The sequence below is a fragment of the Rhodanobacter thiooxydans LCS2 genome (genome assembly GCF_000264375.1).
GTDB classification, from domain to species: Bacteria; Pseudomonadota; Gammaproteobacteria; order Xanthomonadales; family Rhodanobacteraceae; genus Rhodanobacter; species Rhodanobacter thiooxydans.
Map to the genome: position 1 here is coordinate 1 of NZ_AJXW01000090.1, position 208 is coordinate 208.

The window sequence follows — 208 nt, forward strand, 5'->3', positions numbered from 1 at the left end:
GAAGAACGACAGGCTGCGGCACGTCGACGTGCTGTTCGTGCGCGAGCTCACCGGTGGCATGTACTTCGGCGCGCGCACGCGCACGGCCGACGCCGCCACCGACGAGTGCAAGTACAGCGTGACCGAGATCGAGCGCGTGGTGCGCCGCGCGTTCGAGCTGGCGCGCGCACGCCGCCAGCACCTCACCTCGGTGGACAAGGCCAACGTG

Annotated in this window: 1 protein-coding gene; it reads left to right on the plus strand. The window is 70.2% G+C overall.

Going from position 1 to position 208, the window contains the following annotated elements:
- Nucleotides 1–208 (plus strand): isocitrate/isopropylmalate family dehydrogenase (locus UUA_RS15895; RefSeq protein ID WP_008438698.1); only part of this gene is annotated, 208 nt, incomplete at both ends.